This is a genomic window from Kitasatospora sp. NPDC059817, assembly GCF_042731835.1.
Taxonomy (GTDB): Bacteria; Actinomycetota; Actinomycetes; order Streptomycetales; family Streptomycetaceae; genus Kitasatospora.
Window position 1 is genome coordinate 31515 of sequence record NZ_JBHWIR010000075.1, and the last position, 303, is coordinate 31817.

A 303-nucleotide genomic window follows, 5' to 3' on the forward strand; every position below is an offset into this window, starting at 1 on the left:
TACTCCATAATAACCACTACCCTCCCCCAACACACCTTCAACGGGGCGTCCTGGGGGTGGCAACACATTGTTGTCCCCCACCCGCCGGACCGCAGCGGGCGCGACCGGGGTGGAAGGAGACACAGCGCCGGCGGGTCAACCGCAACACCCCCGGAACCCCACAACCGGATCCCGAGCGTCTACCCCTCCAGCAGCTGGTCCACCCGACCCGCGGGGGGGGGGGGGGGCCCCCCCGCGGGGGGGGGGCGGCCGGCGCGCAGTGGGTGTGAGTCGGAGGCGCTCCGCCGGCCTGAGAGTGTGTGG